This is a genomic window from Luteimonas salinilitoris (assembly GCF_041300785.1).
In the GTDB taxonomy this organism is placed as follows: domain Bacteria; phylum Pseudomonadota; class Gammaproteobacteria; order Xanthomonadales; family Xanthomonadaceae; genus Luteimonas; species Luteimonas salinilitoris.
Window position 1 is genome coordinate 96,593 of sequence record NZ_JBFWIB010000007.1, and the last position, 23,871, is coordinate 120,463.

Below are 23,871 nucleotides of genomic sequence, written 5' to 3' on the forward strand. Positions count from 1 at the left end.
AAGCGGTATCTGCAGGCGTCGGAATCCGGTATCGACGAATGCGGCGATGCGTAAAGTGGATGGCGCGGAACGGCTCGCCAGCGGTCGGCACGGGATGCCTTGCGGTTTTGCAGGGTGCGCAGATCATGGGATCGGGTAATCGTTAACACGTTCTAAGGAAAAGCAATGCAAATACTTGTCGTCGGCATGCACCGCTCGGGGACCTCCATGGTGACCCGGGTGCTCAATCTCATGGGCGCGTATTTCGGCACCGAGGCCGACGGTACCGGTGTGGTCAACGAGGAAAATCCCAAGGGCTTCTGGGAGCGGCGCGATGTGCGCCGGGTCAACGAGCAGATGCTCGTAGACGCCGGCGCCGACTGGGATCGGCTGACGCCATGGCTCGAGCGGCCGTCGCCGCGGAAAGTCTCTCCGAAGGTGGAGAAGGACCTGCTCGGGATAATCGCGAAGCTGGAGCCGCAACGTCCATGGATGGTCAAGGATCCGCGGTTGTGCCTCACGCTGTCCGCATGGCTCCCGCGGCTCGAGCTGCCGCACATCGTCATGCCGTTGCGCAGTCCGTTGGAGGTGGCCTCGTCGTTGCAGAATCGCAACGGGTTTCCGCTCGATGTCGGGCTCGCGCTCTGGGAGGCCTACACGCTGGAAGCGCTGCGCGACCTGGCCGGACGCGATGTCCATGTGATCCGCTACGAGGCGTTGATCGCCGATCCGGTCGACGAGGCCGGGCGACTCCACGAAGCGTTGACTGCGCGCGGCGTCGACCGGCTCGCGGTTCCGAAAGAAAACGAACTGCGCGCGTTCATCGACCCGGCGCTGTACCGCTCGCGCGTCGGCGATCTCGGCCCGTACTACCACGAACATCCGGCGATGACACTATATTCGGGCATCTGCGCAGCAGGGGCGCGGGATGTTGCCGGGACAGCCGGCGAACTGTCCGCACGTAGCGCGTCGGAGCTTGCTGCGCATGAGCGGCGCTTGAAAAAGGCGAAGGCGACGGCCGCCAGTTCATGGCAGGAACTCAAGGACCAGCTGCTGGAATCGGCGGCCAGTGAGCCGAATCCGTCGGTCGCCATCGCGGCGACCGTCGACCGGGTCGAGGATGAGATCGCCCTGGCGACCGGCCGGGCGATCGAGCGCTGCCGCGAACTGAGAGCGGAGATCACGCGGCTGCAGGGGCAACGCCGCGAAGCCGCGGAGCGCGATGCGCAGCTGGAAGAGCGCCTGCGAAAGCTCGAGCACCGGAACATGGCGAGCGATGCCCGATGCGAAGCGGAGGCCGAACGGCGTGCGGCCCTGGAAGCGGCCTTGGCAGACATGGAGCGCAGCCTGTCCGACAAGGTCGGTGAACTCGAGCTTCTTCAAGACCGCCAGGCCGCTCTTCGTGTCGAGCGGGAGGCGCTGCAGGAGGCGCTGCGCAGCGCCGAGCAGGCGCAGTCGGTTCAGGCGCAGGAAGCGAAACGCATGCGGCTGCAGCTCGCCGCGACGCTCGGGGAAAGCGCGGGCGAAGCCGGGATGCCGCTCGACCTGCTCGTCGAGCGCGCGAGCCAACGCCTCGCCTTGCATTCGGCGCTCGGTGAGCAGATGCGCCACCTGGAGCGGCTGGACACTTCGCTGCAGGGCCTGTTGCCGCAATTGCATGCGCTGCAGCGCAGCACACACTCCACGCGCGCCAATCACGAGAGCATCGGCAAGACCTGCAAGCAGATCGATCATGAGCTGACGGCGCTGCACGCGAGCCGGAGCTGGCGGGCAGTCGACTGGTTGATGCGCATGGCCGAGCGGGTATTGCGGCGCAGACCGGCATGGGTGGCGCGCCATCAGAGCCTCGGACGCGCCGTAAGCAGCATGCGCGGCAGCCTGGACGCCGGTGATGCCCGGATGTCGTCGCTCCATCGCGATGCGAAAGCCGTGCTCGAGGAAGGCAAGACGATCGCGAAACGAGTCGATGCAATCGCCATGGCAACCCGGCTGCTCTCCGCCCCCGGCCTGTTCGCGCGGCACGTCGCGCTGATCTTCGACGCGCGCGGTCGCGACGAGCTGTCGAAGCGTTATCGGAACGCGCCGCAGGAAGCCGACGCGCGCATGCGCCTGCATGCGGAACAGCCGCTGGTGAGTATCGTGATGCCAACCTACAACAGGGCCGCGCTGATTGGCGAGGCGATCGGCAGCGTGCTCGAACAGACTTACCCGAACTGGGAACTGCTGGTTTGCGACGACGGCAGCAATGACGACACCCGGGCGCGAGTGACGGCACTCGGGGACCCGCGCATCCGCTTCCTTGCACTGAAGCATCGCGGCGCCGCGGCGGCGCGAAACAGCGGGCTTGCGGCGGCCCGCGGGCGCTATATCGCCTACCTCGACACGGACAACCTCTGGCACCCGGAATACCTGGCGCACGTCGTGGCGGGCCTGTTGTCGTCACCCGGACACCTGTCGGTGTACACCGATTACCTGGACGTCCAGTGCACGGACGGCCGGTACCAACTTCGTCCGAATCGCATTCGGCCGTTCTCCTACGAAGCGCTGTCGGAAAAGAACTACATCGACCTCAACGCCTTCGCCCACGACGCCTCGCTGCTGCGCGTGGTGGGCGGATTCACCGAATCGTTGAGCCGCCAGCAGGACTGGGACCTCATCCTCAAGATGACATATCTGCGCGATCCGCTGATGATCGACCTGCCGCTCGTGCTCTATCGGCGCAACAAGGCGTGGGCGCAGATCACCATCGAGCGCAAGGCCGACACTGCGCGCACGAAGAGCCGGGTGCAGGCGAACGTCGCGACCTACTATTCGGGCGCGTTGGCGCGGCGCTCCTGGAAGCGGGCGCGCCCGCGGCTGAGCGTGCTCGCCTGGGACGTATGCCGCAACCATTTCTCCAAGGCGTACAACCTTGCCGAAGCCGCGCAGCAATCGTTCGACCCGCAGCTTGTCGGGTTCCATTTCTTCGGTCCCGAGGTATTCGAACCCTACCGCGGCGAGCGCCCGCCGTTCCGGACCGAATACCTGGAGGGGCGGTCGTTTCCCGGGTTCTTCGAGCGCCTCACCCGGGCATGGGCGCGGATCGACGGCGACGCCGTGTACTGCGTCAAGCCGCGCCTGCCCAGTCTCGGCCTGGCGCTGCTCGCGAACTACCATACCGGCGTTCCGGTCATCCTGGAGTCGAACGACAGCGAAGCGCATGTTTCCGACCCGCAGCGCCGCAACGACGGCACCGTGCTCAGGTTGGACGACTGCCGGATCGAGGATCTGCTCAATCCCTATTCCGACGCCTGGTCGCAGGTCATGGACGGCTACGCGCGCGAGGTTCCCCTCGCGGTCACGCACAACCGCAACCTGGATGCGCACTATGGCGGTAGAGGCTATTGCCTGCGCAACCTGAAGGACGAGACCCACTACGATCCGCACCGCTACGACCGGGAGGCCATCCGCCGGGAACTCGGTTTCGGCCCAGAAGACCGCGTCATCCTGTTCGGCGGCCTGCTGCGCAAGCACAAGGGAATCCATGAGCTGGTCGAGCTCGTCCGGTCGCTCGAAGACCCGCGCTACAAGCTGCTGTTCGCCGGCTCGCGCGTCAGCCCCGACCAGGAACGGTTCGTGCGCGAATACGCGGACGAGGTCAAGGTGCTGCCGCCGCAGGGACGGAACCGGATGGCCGAGATCAACTATGCCGCCGATCTCGTCGTGCTGTGGCTCGATCCCCGCATACCCGCGAGCCAGTACCAGATGCCCTACAAGTTCACCGACGCCATCGCCATGCATGTGCCGGTGATCGCCAACGACATCTCCGATCTCGGTCCGCTGGCCAGCCAGGGTTATCTGCGCCTGGTCGAGTTCGGCAATTTCGCCGCGTTGCGCGAGGCCGTTCGCGCCACGTTCGACAACAAGGAATCCACTGCGGCGATGGCAGCGATGGCGCGTCAACTCTACCTTCGCCAGTTCTCCTACGCCGCAGCCAACACCATGTTGAAGGTGCTTTACGAGCATGCCGACGCGCAACGCGGCGTGTTGCCGGTCGCGGAACGCTTCGCGCACGATTTCGCCGGTTTCTGCGAACGGGTCCGCGCCCATGCGGACGACCAGGCGCCCCAGATGGCGGGAGCGATGCAATGAGATGGATCATCAAGTGCCCGGCGCCGACCGACAGTCGCCAGCAGAAATGGGGCGATTTCCACTTCGCCCGCTCGCTGCGCAAGCAGCTCGCCCGCCATGGCTACGATGTGCTGATCCAGTACGAACCGGAATGGAGCGACGGCGACGACGACGCGGACGTGATCCTGGTCGTGCGCGGCAAATACCGGTACGCGCCGCGCAACCGTGATGCGCTGCACGTAGCGTGGAACCTGAGCCATCCGGAAGACGTCGGCGCCGAAGAGATCCGCGACTACGACGTCTTTGCCGTCGCATCCGAATCGCACGCCAGGGAGTTGGCGCAGCTTCATGGACGCGAACGCGTCATTCCGCTGCTGCAGTGCACGGACGCCGAGGAGTTCAACTTGTCGCTGTCGCTGCCCGCGCGAGACAGGCGCGACGCGATCTTCGTCGGCAACAGCCGCAATGTGGAGCGGTGGTGCGTGATCGAATGGTTGCGTCAGGGCTACCCGCTGAAGATCTGGGGGCGCGGCTGGAGCGCCTGGCCCGAAGCGTCGCGTCGCGTCGTCTCGGACTATATCGAGAACGAGCAGTTGGGCCGGACCTATGGCGCCGCGCGCGTGAGCCTGAACGACCATTGGCCGGACATGCGCAACCATGGCTTCATCAACAACCGGATCTACGATGTGCTGGCCTGCGGCTTGCCGGTGATTTCGGACCGCCATCCGGAACTGGTGCGCCGGTTCGGCGACACCATCATCTACTACGATGCCGGCACGTCGCTGCAGGCTGCCGTGGACCGGTACGTTCACGAATATCCGCGCGTCTTCGACATGGTGCAGCGTGAGGCGGAACAGGTCCGCGTCCGCGATTCATTCGAGGCACGCGCCGATGAACTCGCGGACATCGTCGAAGCCCGGATCCAGGCGCGAGGCGGCAAAGTCGTTCCGCGCCCCCGGCCGCCGGTGCGGATTCCCGTGAAGGCGGCCGAACCGGCGCCGCCCGCGCCTCCCCTGCCCGGGCCTGCACGCGTGCACATGGCTGCCGGGAACGCGGATGCCGAGCGAAGCAGCGCGGAAACGGAAGTCCATGTCACCGTTGCCGAGGGCTATCCGGGAGTCCCCGGCTGCTATTGCCCCGTTTGCGAGACAGCGGTCGAGGATTTCATCGCGGGCGGGGTGGTCGTCAAGCGCAAACGCGCGCGCTGCCCGAATTGCGGGGTGCTGGAGCGTCATCGCCTGATGGCGCTGTATCTCCGTTCGGATACGCCGCTTTTCGACGGCCGGCCGCGACGGCTGCTGCATGTCGCCCCCGAGCCGCCTATCGCTGGAATCCTGAGCAAGCTCGAGAACGTTTCCTATCTCAGCGCGGACCTGTGCAGCGAGCATGTCATGGTGAAGATGGATCTCACCGACATCCAATATCCGGACGAGAGCTTCGATGCGATCGTCTGCTCGCACGTGCTCGAACACATCCCCGACGATGCCAAGGCCATGCGGGAGATGTTCCGTATTCTGACGCCCGGAGGAATCGCCGTGATCCAGGTTCCCGTCTACGGCGAGACGACCTACGAGGATTTCTCCATCACCAGCGAAGAAGGCCGCCTTGCGGCCTTCGGCCAGCGCGATCATGTGCGCAAGTACGGCCGCGATATTGCCGAAAGACTTGCCGGTGCAGGCTTGCGGGTCAGAACGTTCGTTCCGCCGCTGGACCCGGATCTGCGCCGGCGTCTCGGACTCAAGCCCTCGCCGATATTCGATTGTCGAAAGGCTTGAACGGTACCTGCGCAGAACGTCGCGACCGTGGGCATTCCTTTCCCGGTATCGCGAAGGCGCGCTCCAGTCCGGGGAACAGGGCAGCACCCTGAACCTTGATACGTCCTAGGGAACCTCTGAACTTGTTCAGAGGTTCCCTAGGAAAAGTAAGTCGCAGTATCCCGCTCTTCCGTCTCTCTGAAAGCTCGCGCGTCAAATGGCGTTTCTCCAACCAATCCATGCCGGATCAGATCGCCGAGGATCGTCTCCGGCCGCGAGGTGAAACTCGGGGAACTAGGGCGGTCTTTTCGGCTCCGGTTGAGCTTCCTGCCGATTGCGTGCCGATCTCCGAGGATGGCGAACTTCGAAGCCTTCGGTGTCAGGTGCGGGGCAAAGAGGCCGGCACCGGCGGCGCGTCGAGGAATCATGAACAATTCGGCGTCGGTCGAGGCAAGGAGTTCCATGGAATAGATGCTGCTTCCTTCCGTAAAGACGATCCGGCGCGCTTTCGCCAACATCGATATTTGAACGTGGATGTCGAATTTCTCCGGGCGAACGCTCGTGAAACCATTCCGGCAAAGAAGGTCGCCAAAGTAGCTTTCGCCCATAAGCGTACCTTTGCGGATCATGTGCGTCCGGCCGAAGTAAAGACTGTCGCCGGGTATGTCGTCGACGAGGCGAATCGGAAGTGACTTCAAGCGATCCAGGTACCAGCCCTTCGGCCCGTTCTTGAGGGAGCTTCCGGGCTCGGCGAACTCCAGTTCACGAAAGACCACAGGCTTCTCGACGACGACGACATCCGAACGGTCGAGGCCGAAGATCGCGACGATTTCATAGAACCACGCTGGCGGATCCGGCATGTCAAGACAGGGGAAGACGACGCCGTCATGCCGGCTTCTGTCGAACGCCCAAAGGCGGATGATCGTATCGACCATGACATGGCCGAAATGGAACTTGAGCGGGCCTCCATAGAGATAGCGGCCCTCGATCGTGGATGCGGGCTCATCTCGCAGCCGATCCGGAAATTCGTCTTTCGCATCCCTGCCCCAAATGATACGGCCGTGTTGAGGAATCCGGTCGTGATCGGGGCCGCCGACCCATATGCTTTCGTATGGGGTTACCAGGACATTACGGCATGTTTCGATCACTGGCGGTCTTGCTTGATCAGCGCAACGATCTCTCCGAACGGCATGCGCGGAAACGTGTCTTCCTCGATGACCATGTCCTCGAACGTCTTGCAGCCGACGTCCGAGATGGTCCGATGCGGGACGATCTTGCGCGGTTTCCGCCAGATGACTGCCTGGCCGTGGTTGTCTGCAATGATTCGGTATGCGAACTGTTGCGCAAATGTCTCGATGAAGTAGACAAGGCGATAGACATCGCCCATCCATGACTTCTTGTCTGAACCCAGGAACTGACGCACCTTGAAGAAATTCTTCCTGTTCGGAAGCGATGCCACATAGGTAGGCGGCCGAACGTCGTCGATCAGGATCACGCCGTCTTCTCGAAGGAACAGGATGGCGCTCATGAAGTCGCGTAGCGTCTGTTCCGATGTGTGAAGCCCGTCGAGATAAATGACGTCGAACCGTTCCTCCGGCCTGACGATGGACCCGAAGTACTCATCACTGGTGACTTCATGGTACGTAGCGCCCTGAACCGTCGTCCGTGCCCGGTCGACGTCGAACAGGAACTTCGGATCCACGGCGACTTTCTCGTGAGCGATCACATCGTGGAACGTTTCGCCGCGGTTGACTCCGATTTCCAGGTATCGGGGCCGATCGAACAGAGAGAGAAGGCCCTGAACGGCATCTTTTCGTTTAACTGCCACCAGCAAGTCTCCTGAGTATGGGGCGAGTATCCGTAGTCACTTTACACTGTCTTACCACCAGCATCGGGCGAATCGAGAGCCAGCGGGCATGGGGCAATCAGCTGTTTACGGTCCCTCGCCCAGGTACATCTGGCAGACGTGATGCGGCCTTCGTTGACGCATTGCGCATCACCCGCGGCGTGCTTTGCCGATCGCGGCGATACGGGCCTTGCGCAGCGCCTCGCCAATGGCAGGCCCAGTCAGGCCGTCAGCAATGATGTCGCACGCGACCACCCGTATCGCGGCGGCATGCAGGCGCTGCAGTTCGCGACCCTGCGGATAGTCGTCGTCCGCGCGGCCCAGGCGGCCGCGCTTGTCGGCTTCGCAGACCAGCGCTAGCGGGGCGATGCGTTCCGGCCTGCGAAACGCGTCGCAGCGCGCCAGCAGGTCGTGCACGGTGCTGTCGCGCAGCTGGTCGAGGCGATGGACGTTGAGGTGTTCGCGGCAGGCGGCCATCGCCAGCTCGCGGTGCACTCCGGGCACCTTCAGCCGCGCGCACAATGCGGCGAGCGGCTTCAGGCCGCGGCGCTCGTGGGCGATATGCTTCGGCCACTCGTCCGCCGGCGTCAGCGCCTTGCCGAGGTCGTGGGTGAGCGCGGCGAAGCCGACGACGGCGTCCCCGGGGGCGAGCCGCGCCGCCATGTCGCAGACCAGCTCGACGTGGACGCCGGTGTCGACCTCGGGATGGTATTCGGCGCGTTGCGGCACGCCGTACAGCGCATCGACTTCCGGCAGCACCGCCGACAGTGCGCAGGCATCGCGCAGGGTGCGCAGGAACGCCGACGGCGTCGGCGCCGCCAACGCGCGCGACAGTTCCTGCCAGACGCGCTCGGGCACCAGTTCGGCGAGTTCGCCGCCGGCGGCCATCTCGCGCATCAGGACCAGCGTCTCCGGGGCGACGGAGAAGCCCAGCCCGGCGAAGCGCGCCATGAAACGCGCCGCGCGCAGCACCCGCAGCGGATCCTCGACGAAGGCGGGACCGACATGGCGCAGCACCCGCGCCTCGATGTCGCGCGCGCCGCCGAACGGATCGACCAGTGTGCCGTCGACCTCGGCGATGGCGTTGATGGTGAAGTCGCGCCGCTCGAGGTCCTGCTCCAGCGTCACCGACGGATCGGCGTGCACCTCGAAGCCTCGGTAGCCGCGTCCGGTCTTGCGCTCGGTGCGGGCGAGCGCGTATTCCTCGCCGCTGTCGGGGTGCAGGAACACCGGGAAGTCGCGGCCGACCGGGCGGAAGCCGGCGGCGCGCATCGATTCGGCGGTTTCGCCGACGACGACATGGTCGCGGTCGCCGGGCGGCAGGCCCAGCAGCCGATCGCGCACCGCGCCGCCGACGAGATAGCTTTTCATGGCGTGCATGATGCCTGATCCGCTCGGCGCGACCTCCGTAGGAGCGCGCCATGCGCGCGATGCCGCGGGTCCGGCAGGATCCGGTGGATGCCGCGATTCTGGACCGGCAGGCACACCGGTCACCAGGACTCGTCGGCGGCGAAGCGCCCGCGGCATCGCGCGCATGGCGCGCTCCTACGGCGCCGGGTCGTCCGCCGGGCAGATAAACTGCTTGCGCTTCGTGCCCGAGCGGCCCTGCATGCGGTCGCTCACCGGCACCGCCGCGCCGTGCAGGCGCCAGTCGTAGATCACGCTGAAGGCGAGCACGCGGGCGACATACTCGCGGGTTTCCTTGTAGCTGATCGTCTCGATCCAGAAGTCCGGATCCATCGCCGGCCGCTGCGACTGCCAGCGCGCGGTCGGCGTGGGCCCGGCGTTGTAGGCGGCGATGGCCACGTACGGCTGCCCATACTTTTCCTTCATCTCGCGCAGGTAGGCGGTGCCCAGGCGGATGTTGGTGGCCGGGTCGTACAGGCTGTCGCCGCCGCGCCAGGACAGGCCGATGCGACGCGCGACCGCGGCGCCGGTGCCGGGCAGCACCTGCATCAGCCCGCGCGCGTCGGCGGACGAGCGCGCCTGCGGGTTGAAGACGCTCTCGGCACGGATCTCGGCGGCGATCCAGGCCGGGTCGAGCGCGTGCTTCTCCGCCTCGCTGCGGATCACGGCATCGTGATGCAGCGGAAAACGCAGTTCGTACAGCCGCGTCTCCTCCGGCTGCCGGCCGAGGCCGAACAGGGCGCGGTCGAACCAGCCGTTGTCCTGCGCCACCCGTACCGCGATGCGCCGCTGGGTGTCGTCGAACCCGTCCAGCGCCGCGTTCCACTCGCGCGTGGCCCAGCCGGGATAGTCGGCGCGGAACAGTGCCATGGAGCGGATCATCGCCGGCTCGTTGGCGACCCTGGCACGCGCCGAGGCATCGGCATCGACCGACCACGGGCACAGCGCATAAGGCTGCTCGATGCGATCGGCGGCCAGGAAGCCGTGGAAGTTCGGCTCGCGCGCGGCCTGCGCGTACAGCGCCTGCGCCCGCGCGCGATCGCCCAGCAGCGCGTTGAGGCGTGCGGCGAAGTAGGTCCAGCGTGCGTCGTTGCGTTGCGCGTCGTCCATCTCCCCGATCGCGGCCAGCGCGGCGCGCCAGTCGGAACGCGACAGCGCCTCGCGCGTGCGCCATTCGTGCAGGCGCTCGTCGTAGGACGCCTCCGGCACCAGGTTCAACCGCCGTGCGGAGTCGGGCAGGTACGAGGCCACCGTCCATAGCGCGGCCTGGTAGAGCACGCGGCTGCGGTCCTCCTCGGTGAAGCCGAGCGCGGCGGCGTAGCGCGGCAGTTGCGCCTCGCCCGCGGCGGGGTCGCCCTTGGCCAGCTTCGCCAGGCCGTGGGAGGCGACCAGGCGGCTGCGCGGTGTCTTCGGCCAGGCCAGTGCGCGCTCGTGGGGCGACTGCAGGAAGGCGGCGTAGTCGTCGGCCAGCGCGCGCTGGTCGTCCGGCAGGCCGGCGGCGGCGCTGCGCATCACCGCGGCGTTCCATTCCGCCGCGGCCATCTCGATCCGCTCCCAGCGCAGCTCCGGCGTCAGCCCACCGCGCGCGGCCAGCGCCGCGAACGGTGCGTCGCACTCGTCGGGCAGCGAGTTGCCGCTGCTGCGCCAGATCTCCTGCACGTCGCGGTCCCACTGCGCGTCGGCCGCACCGCTGCGCTGGCGCGCTTCCAGCTCGATGCAGCGCAGCGCGGTGTTGCCGATCGACGGCGACCAGGCAGCACGGATGCCGGCCCAGTCCAGGCGCTTGTAGAGCGCGCGCAGCCAGTCCTCGCGGAAGGACTCGGCCACCGCCTGACCCTGGTAGCGCGACAGGAAGGCCTGCGCCTGCGCCGCGGGCAGCGTGTCGATGTTGCGGCGCAGGCCGGCGTACTCGATCCAGCCGTAGGCGGGATGCGAGGCCATGTGCGCGGGCACCGGCTGTCCGCGCGCGGCGGCCTCCAGCGCCTGGCGCAGTTGCAGGTCGTTGCTCTGGGCAACGACCTGGGCGGCAACGGCGGACAGCGCCAGGGCGGCGACGAATCCGGTCTTCGTGCGAAATGGGCGCGGCAGCATGCGCGGGACTATAGCCCAGCGAAGATGAAGCGCCGTTGGTGATATGCGTGCGATACCCGCGGGCGCGGCCTGCACGTTATCGATGCACCGGTGCGTCCGGCACCCGCGGCATCGCGGGCATGGCCCGCTCCTACGAAAGGCGAGGCGTTGCCTTGCGTCGTCGCGGGACCAGGACAAACCGACACCGCGCGTAGGATGCGCACCTGCAATATGCTGCCGGCGTCGCCGTGCATGGAAGAACTCGCATGCTCCTGCTCGCCTTCCTCGTGCTCGGCGCCATCGCCGGGATCCTCGCCGGGCTGCTCGGCATCGGCGGCGGACTGGTGCTGGTGGCCGCGCTGGCATGGCTGCTGCCGCTGTACGGACTGCCGAAGGAGGCGGCGATGCATGCGGCGCTGGCCAGTTCGATGGCCAGCATCGTCTTCACCGCGGCCTCGTCGGCGCTCGCGCACCATCGTCGCGGCGGCGTGCTGTGGCCGACGGTGGCGTGGATGGTGCCGGGCGTGCTGGTCGGCGGCTGGCTCGGCAGCCGCTTCGCGATCGCGCTCGACGGCGACGTGCTGAAGTGGTGCGTGGCGATCTACTGCTTCCTGGTCGGCGCGCAGATGGCGTTCTCGCGCACGCGCGCCGGCACCGGCGCCGACGTGGTGCCGCGTGGCGCCGGCATCACCGCGGCCGGCGGCGGCATCGGCGCGGTGTCGGCGGTGGTCGGGATCGGCGGCGGCAGCATGACCGTGCCGCTGCTGGTGTGGCTGGGGGTGGCGCCGGTGCGCGCGGTCGGCACCTCGTCGGCCTGCGGGATCTTCATCGGCATCGCGGCGGCGGCGGGATATGCGCTGCAGGCGCCGGCCGGCGCGCTGCCGGAACACGCGATCGGTTATGTCTACCTGCCGGCGGCGATCGGGGTGGCGGTCGCCTCGGTGCTGTCCGCGCCGCTGGGCACGCGGTTGGCGCATGCGATCAGCGGCGCCGCCCTCAAACGCGTGTTCGCGGCGTTCATGGTGCTGGTGGGCGCGAGCCTGCTGCTGTGGTGAGCGCCGTCGCGGACGCGGCGCCCGGCCGTCGCCGGGCGCTGCTGCTGATGGCGCTGGCGCTGGTGCTGGCGATGTCGCCGTGGTTCTCGGCCACCGCGGTGGTGGTGCAGCTGCGGGCGCAATGGGGTTTCGGCGATTCGGTCGCCGCGTGGCTGACGATCGCGGTGCAGCTGGGCTTCGTCGCCGGCGCGCTCGGCTCGGCCCTGCTGGGACTGGCCGACCGCATTCCCGCGCGACGCCTGATCGTGGCCGCTGCCGTCGGCGCGGCGCTGGCCAACGCGGCGGTGCTGGCGGCGCAGTCGCCGGCGCAGCTGCTGTTGGCGCGGATGGCGACCGGCGCCTGCCTGGCGGCGGTGTATCCGCCGGCGATGAAGCTGATCGCGACCTGGTTCGTGCGCGGGCGCGGGCTGGCGCTGGGCACGCTGATCGGCGCGATCACGGTCGGTTCGGCGCTGCCGCACCTGATCAACGCGCTCGGCGGCGCGCGCTGGCAGGCGGTGATCGCCTGGACCACGGCGGCGACGCTGGCCGGCGCGGTCGTGGTCGCCGCCGGCGTGCGCGAGGGGCCGTATCCGTTCCCGCGCGCGGCGTTCCGGTTCGGCGACATCGGCGCGATCCTGCGCAACCGCGGCGTGGTGCTGGCCTCGCTCGGCTATTTCGGCCACATGTGGGAGCTGTACGCGATGTGGGCGTGGTTCTCCACGTTCGCGCTGTCGGCCGCGGCGGTCGCCGGCGATGCCGTGCGCGCGTCGTTGCTGACGTTCGTGGTGATCGCGGCGGGTTTCCTCGGCTGCGTGCTGGCCGGCGCGGTGGCCGATCGCGCCGGCCGGGCCAGGACCGCGGCCGCGGCGATGGCGATCTCCGGCGCCTGCTGCGCCGCCGCCGGCTGGGCCCATGTCGCGCCGCTCTGGCTGTTCCTGGCCATCGGCATGGTGTGGGGGATCAGCGTGATCGCCGATTCGGCGCAGTTCTCGGCGCTGGTCACCGAACACGGCGATCCGCGCACCGTCGGCACCGCGCTCACCCTGCAGCTGGGCCTGGGCTTCCTGCTGACGGTGGCGACGATCTGGGTCGTGCCGCTGCTGGCGGCCGCGCTGGGCAGCTGGCGCTGGGTGTTCCTGGTGCTGCTGCCGGGGCCGCTGCTGGGCATCGCGGCGATGCTGGCGCTGATGCGGGCCCGGCCGAAGACGGATCACCGGCCCGCCTGATCGGAATCCCGTCCGAATGTGGATGAATAGGACGAGAGCTGTCCCATTCTAGTGCCTTTAGGTGACGGTCGTCGCAGTTTGGTTTTTACAGATTGTTTACAACACGGGCATTGTCGCGTGGACAGGGGCACGCGGCGGCCGTTCATACCGAGGAGAGAACGATGACGTCGCCCACCCCCTGCCGACTGGCCCTCGCGGTCCAGCTATCCCTGCTGCTCGCCGTTCCCGCCGTGGTGTCCGCCCAGGACAACGAGGACCAGACCCGCACCCTGGACGCTGTCCAGGTCACCGGTACCCGCATCAAGCGCGCCGAGATCGAAGGCCAGGTGCCGGTGCACGTCGTCAGCCGCGAGGACATCGAGCGCAGCGGCCTGACCTCGATCGGCGACGTGGTGCAGCAGCTGACCGGTTCGGGCTCGGCGCTCAACACCAAGTTCAACTCGTCCGGCAATTTCGGCTTCCCCCCAGATGGTGGTGGCGTCGGTGCCGGCTCGGCGCAGGTCGACCTGCGGCACCTTGGGTCCAAGCGCGTGCTGGTGCTGGTCGACGGCATCCGCTGGGTCAACGAGGCCTCGGCCTCCGGCGTGGGCGCCTCGACCGACCTCAACACCATTCCGCTGGCGATCGTCGAGCGCATCGAGGTGCTGGAGGACGGCGCCTCGTCGCTGTACGGCTCGGACGCCATCGCCGGCGTGGTCAACATCATCACCCGGCGCGATTTCGACGGCGGCCAGGTCACGCTCAACTACGGCGAGTTCGGCGAGGGCGACGGCAGCATCAAGGGCGTCGACTTCGCCTGGGGCCGCACCACCGAGCGCAGCAACCTGTTCCTGGGGATCAGCCATACCGACCAGGGCGCGGTGTATGCCAGGGACCGCGAGCAGTCGCGGTTCCCGGTGCCGGGGACCGGCGTCGCTTTCGGCAGTTCCGGCACGCCGACCGGCCGCTTCATCGTCACCGACCCGAACACGGGTGCGACGTTGGATATCACCCCCAATAGCGGCGACAGCGACCCGACGTACGACCCCGCCCAGACCGGCTGCGACCGCACCGACGGATTCCACTGTTTCGCCACCGACGACCGCTTCAACTTCGCCGAATACAACCTGCTGATGACGCCGTCCGAGCGCACCGGCGTGTTCGGCCAGTTCCGCTTCGACATCAACCCCAACCTGCAGTGGTACGCCAAGGCGCTGTACAACCGCCGCGAGTCGACCAACCAGGCGGCGCCCGAGCCGATCTTCCTCGGGCCTGAGGCCGGCACCGGCAACCCGCAGGCCGACGGGATCTTCATCTCGGCGCTCAATCCCTACAACCCATTCGGCTTCGATCTCGACGGGCGCCTGACCACGCCCGCGGCGGATCGCAATCTGGTCCTGATCGGTCGCCGTCCCGTCGAGGGCGGGCCGCGCGTGTTCGAGCAGGAGGTCGACACGTCCTATTTCAACACCGGGCTGATCGGCAGCTTCGACGTGCGCGACACCATCTGGTTCTGGGACGTCAACGCCGCCTACAGCAAGAACAAGGCCGAGCAGACCAACTACGGCAGCTACAACATCCGCAACATCGCCCTGGCGCTCGGCGATCCGGCCGGCTGCGCGGCCGTGAGCGGCTGCGTGCCGCTGAACATCTTCGGCGGGCCGGGCACCATCACCCCGGAGATGCTGGCGTGGATCCAGCCCGTGGTACGCGACGAGAGCGAGAACGAGCTCACGCTGGTCTCCGCCAACCTCTCGGGCGACCTGTTCCGGATGCCCGGCGAGGCAGGCTACGTGGCCTTCGCCACGGGTTACGAATACCGCAAGTACGAGGGCTGGTACCAGCCCGATCCGCTGACCGTGCGCGGCGACTACAACGGCGTGCCGTCGTTGCCGACCTCGGGCGAGTACGACGTCAACGAGGTCTTCGTCGAACTCAGCGTGCCGATCTTCGCCGACTCGCCGCTGGGCAAGAAACTCGACCTGAGCCTCGCCGGGCGCTATTCCGACTACTCCACCTTCGGCGGCGAGTTCACGCCCAAGTACGGCCTGCGCTGGCAGGTGACCGATGACTTCCTGCTGCGCGCGACCTATGCCGAAGGCTTCCGCGCGCCGTCGATCGGCGAGCTGTTCGGTTCCGACAGTCGTTTCGATGCGACGCTCGACGATCCCTGCCTGATCGGCACAGACGGATCGCCGCCGACGGGCGATCCGGACAACTGCGCCGCGCTGGGCGTGCCGGCTGGCGCGCAACAGACCAACTCGCAGATCTCGGTCACCACCGGCGGCAACAGTGAACTCGATCCCGAGCGTGCGCGCAGCTTCACCACCGGCTTCGTCTGGAGCCCATGGTTCGCCAGCGGCGCCAGCTGGTCGGAGCGGTTGGACTTCGAGGTCACCTTCTACCGCCACACCATCGACGGGCCGATCCAGGCGCTCAGCGCCCAGGCGCAGCTGGACCAATGCGTGGAAACTCTTGATCCGCTGTTCTGCGACGGCATCAGCCGCGCCGCGACCGGTGGCATCAACGCCTTCAACAACCGTCTCACCAATCTCGGCCACATCAAGACCGACGGCTGGGACGTGGACCTGTACTGGACGCTGCCGGCCGGCGACGCCGGACAGTTCAAGTTCGCTTGGCAGAACAGTTTCGTCGGCCGCTACGAGGCCGTCGGCGGCGCCGGGCAGCGGCAGCCGCGCGAACCCGGGATCGAGGTGGAGGACAGCGCCATCCCCGAATGGACCTCGACCGCGACCCTGGACTGGGAGCTCGACGGCTGGCGCGCCTCGTGGGCAGTGCGCCACATCTCCGAACTCACCGAGGATTGCGGCGATGCCGTTGCCTTCCCGGTCTGCAGCGACCAGGCCAGCGGCACCAACACCCTCGACGCCACCACCTACCACGACATGCAGCTGGGCTACCGCTTCGGCTGGATGCGCGGGCTGGAGCTGACAGCCGGCGTCAACAACCTGTTCGACAAGGATCCGCCGTACTGCCTGTCGTGCTCGCTCAACGGCTACGACGCCTCGACCTACGACATCCCCGGCGGCCGCTTCTGGTACCTGCGCGCGGACCTGCGGTTCTGATCCGAGACGACGCGAGAGAACGATACGCTTCGTAGGAGCGCACCATGCGCGCGATGCCGGTCATGTCACAGCCTCCGGCGAAGCGTCGCCCGTCGTGTCGAGCCGGTACGCACACTGGCGATCAGAGTCGCCGGCGGCGAAGCCGTCCGCGGCATCGCGCGTATGACGCGCTCCTACGAAGAGCGGCGGAATGTTCGTAGGAGCACGCCGTGCGCGCGGATGACCCGCGCCTGCGCAGCGTCAGCGGTCGATCCGCAATGCGGCTTCCGGCACCTGTAGCTCCACCGACAATGCGAGATGGTCCGACAGCGCCGCCGGCATCGCCCGCATGTTGTCGCAGGTCAGCGCGCTGGTGACCAGCACGTGGTCGATCGCACGCTGCGGACGCCAGCTGGGGAAGGTGTGCACGGCGCAGGACGGCGGCTGCAGCGACGTGTTGCGGTACAGGATGTCCATTTCCGGGCGGTCGGCGGTGCAGTTGAAGTCGCCCATCAGCACTGCGTGCGGATGGTCGTGCAGCAGCTCGGCGATGTAGCTCAGCTGCGCACGTCGCGACTGCGTGCCGAGCGACAGGTGGGCCACGGCGACGGTCAGGCCGGCGTCGCCGTCGCCGAACCGCGCCAGCAGCAGCCCGCGTCCGCGCACGCGACCGGGTAGTGGATGGTCGTGGACCTCGATCGGTTCGTACCTGCTCAGCAGGCCGTTGGCGCTGGAGGCGACGTTGGCGACGCGGCGGTTGGGCTGGTGGCTCCAGTAGTCGAAACCGCCGCGTTCGGCCAGGTAGTGGGTCTGGTTGGTGAACCCGGAGCGCCAGCTGCCGGGATCGCTCTCCTGCAGGCCGACGATGTCGTGCTCGCCGGCCAGCTCGGCGATCTGGTCCAGCGCCCGCCGCTTGTTGCCGGCCGGCAGCACGTGCGACCAGCTGCGCGTCGCGTAGTCGCTGTAGCGACGCGTGCTGGACCCGGCCTGGATGTTGGCACTGAGCAGCCTGAGGCGCTGGCCGGATTCGGGGGCTGACGGCATGGCGTGGGGATCGGCCAGCCTGGCGGCACGCAGCCTACGGCTGCTGCGCGGCGCGCTCGCGGGCGATCAGGTGTTCGGCGGTGTTCAGCACCTGTTCGTAGGAGCGCCCGCTCGTCACCCGGTACTTGCCGTTGACGATCAGGGTCGGCGTGGAATCGACGCCGGCGCGGGCGATGAACTGTTCGGCGCGCTTGAGCTTGCCGTTGACCGCGAAGCTCTGCATGGTGCTGGCGAACTTGCCGGCGTCGGTGCCGTGCTGGGCATAGAACCCGCCGATGGCTTCCGGGGTGGCGTCCTGCACCGGCAGGCTGCGCTGGACGTGGACCGCCTCGAACATCGCCTGGTGGGTCTTGTCGACCAGCCCCATCGACTCGGCGGCGAAGTACGCCCTGGCGTAGGGCATCCAGTAGCCGCCGAACGGCGCCGCCACCGCCGTCACGCGGACGTCGGCCGGCTGGCGCCGCTTCCAGGCCGACAGCAGCGGCTCGAACTGGGCGCAGGCCGGGCAGGTGTAGCCGAACACCTCGACCACCTCGATCTGGCCGTTGAGCGGCTGGTAGGGCTGGCCATTGGGGATCTCGACGTAGTCGGTGCCCGGCTGTGGTTCGGGGCCCTGTGGCGCCGGCGGGGCCGCGGCAACGGCCGGAGCGTCATCCGGGACGTCCGCTGCTTCGGCCGCCGGTGCGGCGTCGGTGCTGGCATCCGGCGCGGCGTCCGCGTCGGCGGGTGCCGCAGCATCCGCGTCGGTCGGCGCCGGCTGTGCCGTGGTCGGCGGCGGTGCGGCATCGGCGGGTGCGTCGTTCTGCGAGCAGGCCGCGAGAAGCACGGTGAGGAGCAGGGGAAGCAGGCCCAGGCGCTGGTTCATGGCGGTATGCCTCGATCGGTGGGATTCGGGAGTGGCGAACGGCGCGGCCGGGTCAGCGGCTTTCGGCGCGCACTTTCGCGATCAGCTGGTCGGAGATTCGCAGCAGATCCTGCAGGCTGCGCGCCTGGACCCGGTAGCGGCCGTTGATGATGACCGTTGGCGTGCCCTGCGCGCCACTGCGCAGCAGGAATTCGTGCGCCGCGTTCAGCTTTTGCCGGGTCTCGTCGGCGGCCATCGCCCGTTCCAGGCGCTCGCGGTCCACGCCGAGCTCGCCGTAGTACCCGGCGATCTCGCCGGTGCTGGCGTTGCGGGCGAGGCTGCCGTTGCGATGCACCGCGTCGAAGGTCGCCCCGTGCACCCGCGGCAGTTCGCCCAGCGCCTCGGCGGCGAAGAACCCGGTGGCGAACGGGTCCTGCACCCGGTAGGCCACCGGCAGGTAGGTGAAGCGCACGCTCTCGGGCAACGTCCTCCGCCAGGCCTCGACCCGGGGGTGGAGTTCGTCGCAGATGTGGCAGGCGTAGGAGAAGATCTCCACCACCTCGACCTCGCCGTCGGCGAGCGGCTGCCAGGGGCTGCCGTCGGCGATCAGCACGTAGTCGCGGCCTTCCACGGGGGGATCGGCATCGGCGGGCGCGGCGGCGGCCGCGAGCGGCAGCGCCAGCAGCAGGCCGAGCAGCCAGTCGAATGGTCGAAAGCCGGGGGAAAGCTTCATCCGGATGTTCTCCGCGCGGACAAAAAAACGCCGGCCGAAGCGGCCCGGCCGGCGGATCGATTCAAGGGCTGTGAAGACTCCGACCCGCGATCGGCCCGGAAGTTCACTGCCGGGTCGGGGATTCGGGCTCGGGAGGCGTGGCCTCGGTTTCCGTCACGCCTGCCTCGTCGGAGGCGGCCTCCGGTTCCGCGCCCGCTTCATCCGTGCCGTCGGTGTCGGTCGCGGCGGCGCCGGTTTCCGGGGCCGCGGGCAGCGGCACCTCGTCCGGGTCGACCTGCGCCATCGCCGCGCGCATGGCGGCGTCGGGGCGCGGGTGCAGGCCTTCCAGGTAGCTGGCCAGGGCCTGGATCTCCTCGTCGGTGAGGCCCTCGGCCACCGTGTGCATGATCTCGAACAGGCCGCTGTCGCGCTCGTTGGTGGTGCCGTCGCGGTACTCCTGCAGGCGCCGCGCGGTGTACCAGGTGGGCTGGCCGCCGACGTGCGGATAGGCCGGGCCGGGATTGCCGGCGCCGGTCGGGCCGTGGCAGGCCATGCAGGCCGGGATGTCGCGTTCGCTGTCACCGCCGCGGAACAGCTGCTGGCCGACCTCGAAGAACTTCATGTCCTCGTAGGGGCCGGATTCGACCACGGTGTCGTCGGCGATGCCGGCGCCGGCTTGCTGTTGCGCGAAATGTGCGCCCAGGTCGCGCATGTCCTGCGCGCTCAGCGGCGCGGCAAACGGCTGCATGATCGCGTTGGCGCGCTCGCCGCTCTTGAACAGCGCCAGCTGCCGGGCGACGTAGCGCTCGCTCTGGCCGGCGATGCTCGGGTAGATGTCGCGCACCGTGCTGTTGCCGTCGAGCCCGTGGCAGGCGGCGCAGGTGCTGGCCAGGGTGGCGCCGCGCTCGGGGTCGCCCCACTCGGCGTCGGCCAGGTCGGCGACCGCGGACTCCTCCAGCGGCGCGGCATCGACCGGCGCTTCCTCGGGCAGGGGGACGGTCGTGGACTGGGCGAAAGCGACTGCACCGGCCACCGCGAGGGCGGCCAGGACAGCGATACCGTAAGCGCGAGCGTGGCGCATTGCTGGGCTCCGAAACACGGGGATCGGGCGCGACCTGCGCCCGGCATGACGCGGAATTATCGTCGGCGGCCGCAAGCGCGGTCAAACCAGCACCGTTACACGGCGGGGCGTGCCCGGCCGTGCGATGCTAGCGCCATGTCCGATCCCCTCGCCCGCGCGCAATACCGGCTCGCCGCGCACACGCCGGCCCAGCTGCCGCCCGATACCGGCTACGAGGTCGCCTTCGCCGGCCGCTCCAACGCCGGCAAGTCCAGCGCGCTCAATGCGCTGTGCCGGCAGAACGCGCTGGCGCGGGTCTCGAAGACGCCCGGACGCACCCAGCAGCTGGTGTTCTTCCAGATCGCCCCGCACGAAGACCGTCACCTGGTCGACCTGCCCGGCTACGGCTACGCCAAGGTGCCGCGCGAGCTGCAGGCACACTGGCAGGCCTTCGTCGCCGGCTACTTCGAGCGCCGCCAGGCGCTCAAGGGGCTGGTGGTGGTGATGGACATCCGCCATCCGCTGCGCGACTACGACCGGCAGATGCTCGGCTACGCGGTGCCGCGCGGTCTGCCGGCGCACGTGCTGCTGACCAAGGCCGACAAGCTCGGCCGCGGCGGATCCGGTAACGTCCTGCAGACGGTGCGCCGCGACCTGGAGGCGGACTACGGCGACGGCGTGAGCGTGCAGACGTTCTCGGCCCTGGCCAAGCAGGGCGTCGACGAGGCCCGCGCGGTGGTCGCGGGCTGGCTCGGGCTGTAGAGCTCCGCTCTACGATGGTGCCGGCGATCGTCGGCGCGTCGGCCGCCCATGGCGGTGGCATCTTCGGGCGCCGAACCGCGTATTGACCAGTGATGCCGGCCGCGGGCCGGCGCACCCATGGGAGTACGCGATGACGATCCGGAAGCTTGGACTGCTGGCGGCGCTGCTGGCTGCCGGCAATGCGGCCGCGGTGGAACCCGAGGTCGCCGCCGAGCAGGTGAACCTCGATACCACGCAGCTGCTGGCCCTGGGCGGCTCGGTGCAACAGCGCCTGGCACAGGCGTTCGAACTGTTCGAGCCCGGCGTGCTCAGCCACGTGATGGTGCCGATGTCCTGCCAGCCGAAGGCGACGATCTACGTCACCATCGAGAAGACCAGCGGCGGCGTGCCCGACGGCACGATCCTCGCTGCGCAAAAGGTGCCCGGCTACGTGTTCACCTCGATCCCGACGCCGGCGATCGGCATGCGCATGGTGGAGTTCGTCAGGCCGGCGAAACTCGAAGCCGGGCAATACGCCTTCACCCTGACGGCCAAGGGCGGCGATTGCGGCGTCTACGTCGGGCCGAACGGCAGCACCTATCCCGGTGGGCGCGGTTTCTTCATCGCCGACGGCAACGGCCCCGCCTGGATCGAGCTGTTCGGTGCCGGCGGCGTGCGCGACCTGGCGTTCCAGGTGTACCTGCGGCCGCTCTGAGCGTCCGCCGCCGTTGTAGAAGAGGCACGCGCGGAACACAGCAGCCCCGGCGATGGCGCGGATCGTCCGCCGGGCTGCCGTTATAGTGCATGCTTGCGGCGGCGGGAAAGGCCGTCGCGCCCGTTTCCGAACCGAGCGCGTCCTTGTCCAGCCCGAGCTACGCCAGCGACGCCCCGATCCGTGCCCGGCAGCAGCTGGTCGACTACATCGCCGAGGGCGAGAAGCCGCGGCGGGACTGGCGCATCGGCACCGAGCACGAGAAGTTCGGCTTTCGCCTGGACGACCTGCGTCCGCCGACGTTCGACGGCGAGCGCGGCATCGAGGCGTTGCTGCAGGGCATGGCCCGCTTCGGCTGGGAGGAGATCCGCGAGCGCGGCCGCACCATCGCGCTGCTGCGCGACGGCGCTTCGGTCACCCTGGAGCCCGCGGGGCAGCTGGAACTGTCCGGCGCGCCGCTGGAAAGCATCCACCAGACCTGCAGCGAGGTCGGCGCGCACCTGCTCGAGGTCAAGACCGTCGCCGACGAGCTGCGCCTGGGCTTCCTCGGCATGGGGTTCCAGCCGAAGTGGCGGCGCGACGAGATGCCGTGGATGCCCAAGGGCCGCTACGGGATCATGCGCGCCTACATGCCCAAGGTCGGCGACCTCGGCCTCGACATGATGACCCGCACCTGCACCGTGCAGGTCAACCTCGACTATGCCGACGAGGCCGACATGGTGAAGAAGTTCCGCGTGTCGCTGGCGCTGCAGCCGGTCGCCACCGCGCTGTTCGCCGACTCGCCGTTCACCGAGGGTCGGCCCAACGGCTATCTCAGCTACCGCTCGCACATCTGGACCGACACCGATCCGGACCGCACCGGCATGCTCGACTTCGTGTTCGACGACGGCTTCGGCTACGAGCGCTACGTCGACTACATCCTCGACGTGCCGATGTACTTCGTCTACCGCGCCGGCGCGGCTTCAGGACAGAATTACGCTGATGCCAGCGGGCAGAGCTTCCGCGACTTCCTCGACGGCCGCCTGCCGGCCGCGCCCGGGGTGCTGCCGACGCTGCGCGACTGGTCGGACCACATGACCACCGCCTTCCCGGAAGTGCGGCTGAAGAAATACCTGGAGATGCGCGGCGCCGACGGCGGCCCCTGGAACCGGCTGTGCGCGCTGCCGGCGTTCTGGACCGGACTGCTGTACGACGATGCCGCGCTCGACGCCGCCTGGGACCTGGTGAAGGACTTCACCCTGGCCGAGCGCCACACGCTGCGCGACGGCGTGCCCCGGCACGCGCTGCGGCTGCCGGCTCGAATCGGTAACGTCCGCGGCGCCAGCGTCCGCGAACTGGCGATGGAGGCGCTGAAGATCTCCGCCGCCGGCCTGCGCCGCCGCGACGCGCGCAACGCCCAGGGCGCCGACGAGACGCGCTTCCTCGAGCCGCTGATCGAGTTCGCCGAATCCGGCGAGACCCCGGCCGAGCGCAAGCTCGCGCTGTACCACGGCGAGTGGGGCGGCGACATCGACCGGGTGTTCCGCGAGTTCGCCTATTGAAGTCGTCCGGTTGAAAGCCGTCCGGAAACTGGCGTCCGCGGCGCTGTATCGGAGCCGGTGCGGCCGCTTACTCGGCGTCGAGCCGGCGGACCTCGAGGATCTTCCCGTCGGCGACCAGCTTGGCAAGCTCGGTGCGATACAGCGGGATGACTTCCTCTTCGTCCCAGGTGATATCGGCGAGATCGCCGCGCAGCTCGTTGATGGCGCCGCGGCCCTTCGGCCAGGCGCCGGTTTCGGTGATGACGATGACCTGGTCGGGCGACACTTCGCTCACTTTCATGAGGCCGTAGGCCGACTGGTCCTCGTCCTCGCTGAACGTGGCGCCGGAGAAATGGGAAAGCTCCGCGGCGTACAGGTCGCCAGGCCTGGGATCGGCCAGGATCGGATCGAGCTCGGCCTGGCCGGTTGCCGCGTCGCTCGCGGCGTTGCCGCCCGGGGAGGCCGGCCCGGAGCAGGCGGTCATGCCCGCAGCGGCGAAAATGATGGTGAACAGCAGAAGGGTGGAAAGCGGGCGGAATTGATTCGGCATCGGATGACATCCTTGTTGCGAAGGGCGTGTCGGGAGGATCGGCTCGGGCCGTTTCGGCCCTCGCGCCGCGGCAGTCTCGTTCAAGTCCCGGTCTCTTTCAAGCAGGCCCGACCTGCGGGTCGACGCATGCGCCGCACGAGCGGCGGTGACAGCTGCGACGGCATGCGATCACGACGGCTGCCTGTCCTGGGACATACGCCGCCGCCCGCGCGACG

The 23,871-nt window shown here is 68.3% G+C and carries 16 protein-coding genes and 1 pseudogene; 8 read left to right on the forward strand and 9 right to left on the reverse strand.

All coding sequences use genetic code 11. The features are described 5' to 3' along the window. The first annotated feature begins 165 nt into the window (after window positions 1-165). Both AB5T46_RS12255 and AB5T46_RS12260 read left to right on the forward strand, forming a co-directional pair. Complete coding sequence (locus tag AB5T46_RS12255; RefSeq protein WP_370564252.1) at window positions 166-4,110, forward strand: glycosyltransferase; 3,945 nt, start codon at window positions 166-168, stop codon at window positions 4,108-4,110. Next, complete coding sequence (locus tag AB5T46_RS12260; protein WP_370564253.1) at window positions 4,107-5,864, forward strand: glycosyltransferase family protein; 1,758 nt, start codon at window positions 4,107-4,109, stop codon at window positions 5,862-5,864. The genes AB5T46_RS12255 and AB5T46_RS12260 overlap by 4 nt, the downstream gene beginning before the upstream one ends. Before the next feature lie 137 nt (window positions 5,865-6,001). On the opposite strand, the gene AB5T46_RS12265 is transcribed toward AB5T46_RS12260, so the two are convergent. From AB5T46_RS12265 to AB5T46_RS12280, 4 genes are all read right to left on the reverse strand, one after another. Continuing rightward, window positions 6,002-6,991: a glycosyltransferase family 61 protein gene (locus tag AB5T46_RS12265; protein WP_370564254.1), complete on the reverse strand. Its 990-nt coding sequence runs from the start codon at window positions 6,989-6,991 to the stop codon at window positions 6,002-6,004. Next, entirely contained in the window at window positions 6,988-7,671 is a 684-nt protein-coding gene (locus AB5T46_RS12270) for a class I SAM-dependent methyltransferase (protein ID WP_370564255.1), read from the reverse strand. The genes AB5T46_RS12265 and AB5T46_RS12270 overlap by 4 nt, the downstream gene beginning before the upstream one ends. Window positions 7,672-7,839: 168 nt before the next feature. Then, a complete protein-coding gene (locus tag AB5T46_RS12275) occupies window positions 7,840-9,060 on the reverse strand; it encodes a multifunctional CCA addition/repair protein (protein ID WP_370564348.1) in 1,221 nt (406 codons plus the stop codon). Window positions 9,061-9,234: 174 nt separating this feature from the next. After that, the gene (locus tag AB5T46_RS12280; protein WP_370564257.1) at window positions 9,235-11,187 is read right to left on the reverse strand and encodes a lytic transglycosylase domain-containing protein; all 1,953 of its coding nucleotides are present in this window, start codon (window positions 11,185-11,187) and stop codon (window positions 9,235-9,237) included. Window positions 11,188-11,432: 245 nt separating this feature from the next. Here AB5T46_RS12280 and AB5T46_RS12285 point away from each other — a divergent pair, with 245 nt between their 5' ends. From AB5T46_RS12285 to AB5T46_RS12295, 3 genes are all read left to right on the forward strand, one after another. Continuing rightward, window positions 11,433-12,221: a sulfite exporter TauE/SafE family protein gene (locus AB5T46_RS12285; protein WP_370564258.1), complete on the forward strand. Its 789-nt coding sequence runs from the start codon at window positions 11,433-11,435 to the stop codon at window positions 12,219-12,221. Further along, window positions 12,218-13,429, forward strand: a complete 1,212-nt coding sequence (locus tag AB5T46_RS12290; protein WP_370564260.1) for an MFS transporter — start codon at window positions 12,218-12,220, stop codon at window positions 13,427-13,429. The genes AB5T46_RS12285 and AB5T46_RS12290 overlap by 4 nt, the downstream gene beginning before the upstream one ends. 161 nt (window positions 13,430-13,590) lie before the next feature. Continuing rightward, window positions 13,591-16,494 carry a TonB-dependent receptor gene (locus AB5T46_RS12295; RefSeq protein WP_370564261.1) on the forward strand — a complete coding sequence of 968 codons (2,904 nt, stop codon included), beginning with the start codon at window positions 13,591-13,593 and terminating at the stop codon, window positions 16,492-16,494. 240 nt (window positions 16,495-16,734) lie between these two features. Here AB5T46_RS12295 and AB5T46_RS12300 read toward each other — a convergent pair whose 3' ends face one another. The 4 genes and pseudogenes from AB5T46_RS12300 to AB5T46_RS12315 form a co-directional block, all read right to left on the reverse strand. Beyond that, window positions 16,735-17,517: an endonuclease/exonuclease/phosphatase family protein gene (locus AB5T46_RS12300; protein ID WP_370564262.1), complete on the reverse strand. Its 783-nt coding sequence runs from the start codon at window positions 17,515-17,517 to the stop codon at window positions 16,735-16,737. Between the two features lie 34 nt (window positions 17,518-17,551). Continuing rightward, window positions 17,552-18,382 (reverse strand): thiol:disulfide interchange protein DsbA/DsbL, encoded by an 831-nt coding sequence (locus tag AB5T46_RS12305; protein ID WP_370564263.1) that lies wholly within the window; start codon window positions 18,380-18,382, stop codon window positions 17,552-17,554. A gap of 52 nt (window positions 18,383-18,434) precedes the next feature. Beyond that, the gene (locus tag AB5T46_RS12310; RefSeq protein ID WP_370564264.1) at window positions 18,435-19,094 is read right to left on the reverse strand and encodes a thiol:disulfide interchange protein DsbA/DsbL; all 660 of its coding nucleotides are present in this window, start codon (window positions 19,092-19,094) and stop codon (window positions 18,435-18,437) included. A 286-nt stretch (window positions 19,095-19,380) separates the two neighbouring features. Beyond that, window positions 19,381-20,154: pseudogene (locus tag AB5T46_RS12315) on the reverse strand (c-type cytochrome); the annotation flags it as partial. Window positions 20,155-20,289: 135 nt separating this feature from the next. On the opposite strand from AB5T46_RS12315, the gene yihA reads away from it, so the two are divergent. The 3 genes from yihA to AB5T46_RS12330 all read left to right on the forward strand — a co-directional run bounded on the left by yihA (window position 20,290) and on the right by AB5T46_RS12330 (window position 23,127). Next, window positions 20,290-20,895, forward strand: a complete 606-nt coding sequence (gene yihA / locus AB5T46_RS12320; RefSeq protein WP_370564265.1) for a ribosome biogenesis GTP-binding protein YihA/YsxC — start codon at window positions 20,290-20,292, stop codon at window positions 20,893-20,895. Window positions 20,896-21,025: 130 nt separating this feature from the next. After that, window positions 21,026-21,589, forward strand: coding sequence for a hypothetical protein (locus AB5T46_RS12325; RefSeq protein WP_370564266.1), 564 nt, complete (start codon window positions 21,026-21,028; stop codon window positions 21,587-21,589). Between the two features lie 143 nt (window positions 21,590-21,732). After that, window positions 21,733-23,127 carry a glutamate--cysteine ligase gene (locus AB5T46_RS12330; RefSeq protein ID WP_370564267.1) on the forward strand — a complete coding sequence of 465 codons (1,395 nt, stop codon included), beginning with the start codon at window positions 21,733-21,735 and terminating at the stop codon, window positions 23,125-23,127. A 67-nt stretch (window positions 23,128-23,194) separates the two neighbouring features. On the opposite strand, the gene AB5T46_RS12335 is transcribed toward AB5T46_RS12330, so the two are convergent. Next, complete coding sequence (locus tag AB5T46_RS12335) at window positions 23,195-23,740, reverse strand: hypothetical protein (RefSeq protein WP_370564268.1); 546 nt, start codon at window positions 23,738-23,740, stop codon at window positions 23,195-23,197. Window positions 23,741-23,871: the final 131 nt, after the last annotated feature.